A 5,699-nucleotide genomic window follows, 5' to 3' on the forward strand; every position below is an offset into this window, starting at 1 on the left:
TTAGTGTCCAAGTTCACTAAGGGGCTAAAGAGATATGATATTACAGTAAACTCCTCGTCAGCATATTCTTTAGTAAGCTTATCATCTTCCAAACTCTCTATACTCTGCAATATCATGTTACGGTACTGAATAGTCATTTCAATTAATTCTTCCTTCGTTTTTGTTTTTCCAAATTCAACAGCATCCTGATTAAATTTTTCAAAATCAAGCTGTGTTAATGTCAAAGGCATATTGTTTAATATCGGATTTATGGCTGCTTCAAAAAAATATTTATCCCACAGCAATATATGACTTACGATATCGTGAACTGACCATTTACCTTCAGCAATCTTTATTTGCCAATCCATTTCACGAATCTCAGAAACAAAACATATCCATTCCTTGAACTCCTCTAGTAATCGCGACTTTTCATTCATGGTTTCAGACTCCTCTTTTCAAATTTAAGTTAGTTAAAATAACATATTTGTATTCATAAACCCCAAAGGGGCAGTCTGCTAAAAATCTTTTTTATGAATTCTCCCGATTCTTTAAGCACAATTCCTAGCTTCAATCTAAGATCCTCAACTCTCACTCCCTCTTCGACACGTCTTAAAAATTGATTATTTTCAGGTATCTCATAATTTTTCAACCAGTGAGTCTTACTTCTTAACATTCCGGCCTGGTAAAAATTCATAAATCTCCGATTGCCTTGTGAGTTCATGTATTTCATCTAAATCTTCTAAAAGATATTCTCGAAGGATAATGTCTTTACATTCTATAGACAGACTAAACGTGGAATTCTCTTTTAGAGTGCATGTTGACTTTCCATTGATTGTATTGGGACTACAATGATTCGCACTGATTTGCTATAATGTTTCTGTGTTCGCGAGGTCTGCCGCTAGTCGGATGTTTCTGGCTAAATCCATTCCCTGAAATTCCTCTATCAGACTAAGGTCGTTAGCCTGATGTGTTAAATTTATATTAGATGACACCTTACAGACTTCATCGTACTGACTTACACTAATTTCTTAGCAACAAAGGTTATACAATCCATTGATAATTTCACGAGTTGTTTATTTCTTTCAATTTCATATTCCAGTTGCTTTACTAATCGTTTTTTAACTTCCCATCCAATGTACTGATGCTTTAATAATTCCATCATACTTTCAGTCGAGATATTTACTTCAAACATTGGCTCTAATTGTTGTGCATCCTTCATTCTCGTCTCTTTTATATTCGTTCCAACAACAATGCAGTTGGTTCCATTTATTTTTGTTCCGATAGTCATCTCCTCAATCTTTAATTCCATTTCCCTTTCCGATCTTACATGCTCCAAAGCAGATACAGCTATTATAATGTCATACTCATCTTGTTTAATATTGAAGTTTTCAATATCAGATAATTTTGTTTCAATAAATTGTTCGACACCATACTCCCTACTATAATCCTCCAATTTATCAATAGCAGACTTTAATAAATCCACGCAAACTATTTTTCCTTTTCTAATCTTCATGGATTCAGCTATAGGAATACTATTTCTACCAATTCCAGCTCCTAAATCAAGCACCGATAGATTAGCGTAATCTTTATATTCAGCTAGAAGGTCCAATACCGTTTGTACCGGTCTATGTAACCAAGAACCGGACTCAAACAAATTGTAATTATCATAACAGAATTCATGATACATCTTCTCTTCTAATCTTATATTCTCTAGCTTATCCAAATTCTCACCCCGAGCTTTCTACATGTTTTACCTACCGTCTCTGTATTCACACGAACCCAAAGGGTTGTCTGCTGAAAATCCCTCGCCGAAATCCAATCTTGGAGACTTAGCTCCATAAGGAGCCGCAGATCAAATATTATGATATAAGAAGTCCACATCTTTTTTGAGTCTAGCATTCTAATATCCGCAATTAACCAGCTAAATAAAATGAATGTTCTGTACTAACCAAACCAGAAAATCACTCTTACATCTTCGGCATCCCCTAATTTCGATAATTTTGGAATTGTTTCATTGATAAACCCCGAACATGTATCCATAATATTTCTATATTCCATAAATTGATCACAATAATAATTTTCATCCCATTTAAAATTAATCAAATCCTTCAATAATAGCCAACTGTGGTCATAAAAATCATTTTTATTATCGGATGCAATTTCATTCAATTCAGGGGAAATATCCACAGGAAGACCTCTTGGCAAAGATATAAACTTTAGATTATGATCGTTCCTAGTATTCGATAGAATACTAAATAAATCATAGTTTCTATCCCCACTATAAAATTCATAAGGATCACTTGGTTTCAATTTAGCAGTCTTGTCTTCAGGATACAGATAGTAATCAGGGTTAACATTCCACTTATCAGCACTTACCCAAGTAGCAGTATCATTTAATTCTGCCTTACTCTTTTTAATTTTTCTCCATGTACCATCAATTTGTTCATATTCATCTCTAAAGTGTCTTTTCTCTACAAAAAACCAAATATCCGTTCCCATATAACCTCCCACTATGTTTTTTAAATACATCCTACTTTTAAAATCTCTGTACTATACCAAAAGAAATCTTCATATTAGGTGCATATACTAATCAGGATTCATCACTGAATTCTTTAGAAAAGGTTGCTTCTGCTTCATATTGTTTTTGAGCTTCCGTTTCGTTTAATCCTCTAGACAACAAATTATTAAGAACTTCTGAAACATCACTAGGTTCTTGTCCCAAACCTTCTTCTTATTTTGCCGTATTTCAGATCTACTCGAACTAGCACCTCTTCCATAGTCATTTCTGGGGTAATAATTATCGTTTTGTTTAGTTTTCGACTTAGGTTTTTTAGGAAGTTCATGAGTAAATCTACTTTTTTCTCTGAGTCTATCTGTATTGGTGAAATATCAAATTCAATAACGCTTCCTTCATAAAAATGCTCACAGATATCAATTTCACTATATTCAATAGTTATCCCAATACTTGCTTCTTTTTTAATTTTTAACAATTCAGCAATATCCCTAATTCTTGTTATTAGTCCATCTATAGTCACTCGATAATTAATCCCAACATTCTCCAGATAATCAAAAATTAAAGCCCATACTTGAATATCTGTATTCAATACATAAATATCCCTTAGACTTCCATCATTAAAGAATACTTCATTCATTACTTCATCGTAATTCATGCAAGTCTCCTAACATTCCTCATTTCACCTAACGTTCTTGTATCTACGAGCCTTCACTATCTATTAGCTTCTAATTTTCATTCATTCTATCGCTCGTATCCAACTCATCTCCTCAATGTTTAATAAATCTTTAAACTCTTCTACTAACTGATGCTCAGATTCTAATTGTGTATAGTAATTATTATTCAAAATACCGTCTAATTGTTTTATTTGTTCATTATCCAGTTCAAAAAATCTAAATGTTTTTAGATTGCAATTTGTAAACTGTTTTGCTATTTTTTCATTGTATTCATTAGATCTCAGAACTTCTTCAATTAATTCAATCCTGATTTTGTCCCCTCTAGGATCGACATATAAAAATTCAATGTGATCTTCCTCTGGATATCTTTCTTCTGCAAGCTTAATAATTGAAGTATCTAATAACACATATGATATATGAAGACTTGCTATCTCCTGTGAATTGTAAAGCACACGGTATCCCCAACAGTGATCTTCAAAATTATAAAAATATAACACTGGGATTTTTTCTGAAATTTGAAATAGACTTTCCGGAATTTCTTCACTTTCTTCTGTATCTTTGGTTACAAAAACAAACCATTTGTCATTTAAATTCTCCGCGTATATAGGATCATGCTCAAGAATTGCCTCTTTATATTTCAATAGTGATAAGCTTCCTGAAGTCAATTCACTCATTGTTTTGGCTCCTTTATAGTCATATTTCACTAATACTCTTCAAATTTATATTTTGTTAATTTATTTAATTCGATTACTTGTTTTTTATTAAAATAGCCCACTAGGCAGCCTTGATCTAAAATTGAAATATACAATTTCATGGATTGCTTAGTCTTTATTAACTCATTAAATTTCTTGAATATCTCCATATCCAACCAATCATCATATACTTTCATTTCCCATCTTATAAGTTCATTCTTATACTCAAAAGAGACCCATGCAGTATTATTCTGAATATCTACGTAATCCGTTATCTTGTTTAAATTAAGTTTTGTCATACTTTCTAATCGCATTATTACTCTTGCATAGTCTCCATGGTCCTCAATACATTCAGCATCCAAATACCAAATTTCATCAGATACATTTATAAATTCACCATTCACTTCAACTTCTCCACCTAAAGTAAGTAGTAGCAAGTTGTAGGGATCTTCTTCATATTCACTTCTTGAAATTTCTTCTAAAAGTAACTCTTTCTTTAACTCTGCTCTCATGAAGATGCCCACTTCAGAAAGCTGGTTTAGTTGATCTTCAAATATTGTTTTTTTCTTAAATAAACCAAACAGCTTTAACACCCTCTTTTTATAGTTTGCATCACTTTCCTATAACGTTCTTGTATTTCATCTCCCATAGGCTGTCTACTGAAATTCCCCCTTCGTAATTCATCCCGCAGACCTTGGCTCCAATGCAATTTTAGCTTGAGTATTATGTTAAATGTTGTTGGCGCTGTCATCGAATTAACTTACCAAGTTCTTCCCTAATTTTATAATTCAAACCATTATGCTTCAATAAATCTCTTATCAAATCTTTATCTACAATTTCTTTATGTGTTTGTAAGTAACCTAAAATTAAATTCGATTTCTCTTCTCTGCTCATTAAATAATAGGCTACATACCAGATTTCAGGACTTGATATCTTTATTCCATCCCATTCTCTATGTGGAATGCACAATGTAGGCAGTTGAACTACTTCTCCTTCAGTGTAAAAAGCAAATCCCCCCATTATATCTATTTTTAATGAAGTAATTTGTATTCTGTATTTACTTGCAAAAGGGTAATCTCCACTATTCAATTCTATCCAATCATATCCATCTATAGCTTTAAGCAATATGTCTTTTGGACATTCAACCATGATATCCCAATCATTCACTACATCTGTTAAGTTCAAAAATATAACAATCCACTTCCACCAAGTGTATAAGTTAATTTATTCTCTTCAAATCTTCTGATAATTGGTAAAATTTCTTGAGGATCTATCATGTTTCTCCCTCCTAATAATGTGCTCAAATAGCTAAACTTCCTCTTCAATATCCAACTCGCAGGCCAAGATTCCGAATGAGAAGCAGCTTGAATATGATGCTATGCGGTTCCTCTGCTCTCTCCAAATCAACATTCCAACGCTCTGCTTGCTTCTATTAATTCATCATTGGCCTCTAAATATTTTAATATTTTTTCAATATCATCGTGGTCCATTGTTTTCGTTATAATTAGATGTTTAATATTAAACCCTGGTATTTCCATTTCTTTTTCAAAGTGATTTACTAATTTTTGAGGGGTTGCCACCAAACTCCATCGTTCACTGGATCGGCTACACTAAGTTGGACAGAAAAAATAAGGGCTTGTAGAATAAACCTAACATTCTAAGGAGCGGATCTCTACAATGTCAAAACAACAACGACGTACCTTCACCTCAGAATTTAAAAAGCAAATGGTGCAGCTCTATGAAAATGGGAAATCCAGAGCAAACCTTGTGGAGGAATACGGCCTCACAGCCTCCGCTTTAGACCGCTGGATCAAACAAGCTCAGGCGACGGGTTCCTTC

At 33.2% G+C, this 5,699-nt stretch carries 9 protein-coding genes; 1 reads left to right on the forward strand and 8 read right to left on the reverse strand.

Annotated features, from left to right (window positions below; all coding sequences use genetic code 11):
- The 8 genes from L693_RS0127050 to L693_RS30865 form a co-directional block, all read right to left on the reverse strand.
- On the reverse strand, window positions 1–416 hold a 416-nt coding region (locus L693_RS0127050; RefSeq protein WP_025721585.1), incomplete at its 3' end, for a DinB family protein.
- A 578-nt stretch (window positions 417–994) separates the two neighbouring features.
- Window positions 995–1,702 (reverse strand): class I SAM-dependent methyltransferase, encoded by a 708-nt coding sequence (locus tag L693_RS0127060; protein ID WP_025721589.1) that lies wholly within the window; start codon window positions 1,700–1,702, stop codon window positions 995–997.
- A 221-nt stretch (window positions 1,703–1,923) separates the two neighbouring features.
- A complete protein-coding gene (locus L693_RS0127065) occupies window positions 1,924–2,478 on the reverse strand; it encodes a hypothetical protein (RefSeq protein WP_025721590.1) in 555 nt (184 codons plus the stop codon).
- Between the two features lie 206 nt (window positions 2,479–2,684).
- Entirely contained in the window at window positions 2,685–3,149 is a 465-nt protein-coding gene (locus tag L693_RS0127070; protein WP_025721592.1) for a hypothetical protein, read from the reverse strand.
- Window positions 3,150–3,230: 81 nt separating this feature from the next.
- Window positions 3,231–3,842, reverse strand: coding sequence for a hypothetical protein (locus tag L693_RS0127075; protein ID WP_231503779.1), 612 nt, complete (start codon window positions 3,840–3,842; stop codon window positions 3,231–3,233).
- Between the two features lie 29 nt (window positions 3,843–3,871).
- Window positions 3,872–4,372, reverse strand: coding sequence for a hypothetical protein (locus L693_RS0127080; RefSeq protein WP_231503780.1), 501 nt, complete (start codon window positions 4,370–4,372; stop codon window positions 3,872–3,874).
- Window positions 4,373–4,607: 235 nt separating this feature from the next.
- On the reverse strand, window positions 4,608–5,045 hold the full coding sequence (locus L693_RS0127085; protein ID WP_025721595.1) for a hypothetical protein: 438 nt from the start codon (window positions 5,043–5,045) through the stop codon (window positions 4,608–4,610).
- 218 nt (window positions 5,046–5,263) lie between these two features.
- Complete coding sequence (locus L693_RS30865; protein WP_197030082.1) at window positions 5,264–5,440, reverse strand: hypothetical protein; 177 nt, start codon at window positions 5,438–5,440, stop codon at window positions 5,264–5,266.
- Window positions 5,441–5,537: 97 nt separating this feature from the next.
- On the opposite strand from L693_RS30865, the gene L693_RS32550 reads away from it, so the two are divergent.
- Window positions 5,538–5,699: transposase (locus L693_RS32550; RefSeq protein ID WP_025721597.1), on the forward strand; the 162-nt coding region annotated here is incomplete at its 3' end.

The sequence above is a fragment of the Paenibacillus sp. 1-18 genome, assembly GCF_000520755.1.
GTDB lineage: Bacteria > Bacillota > Bacilli > Paenibacillales > Paenibacillaceae > Paenibacillus > Paenibacillus brasilensis.

Bases quoted from the DNA above. Each gene is read 5' to 3' on its own strand.
- L693_RS0127075 (WP_231503779.1), bottom strand. From the start codon at position 3,842: ATGAGTGAATTGACTTCAGGAAGCTTATCACTATTGAAATATAAAGAG.
- L693_RS0127080 (WP_231503780.1), bottom strand. From the start codon at position 4,372: ATGAGAGCAGAGTTAAAGAAAGAGTTACTTTTAGAAGAAATTTCAAGA.
- L693_RS0127065 (WP_025721590.1), bottom strand. From the start codon at position 2,478: ATGGGAACGGATATTTGGTTTTTTGTAGAGAAAAGACACTTTAGAGAT.
- L693_RS0127070 (WP_025721592.1), bottom strand. From the start codon at position 3,149: ATGAATTACGATGAAGTAATGAATGAAGTATTCTTTAATGATGGAAGT.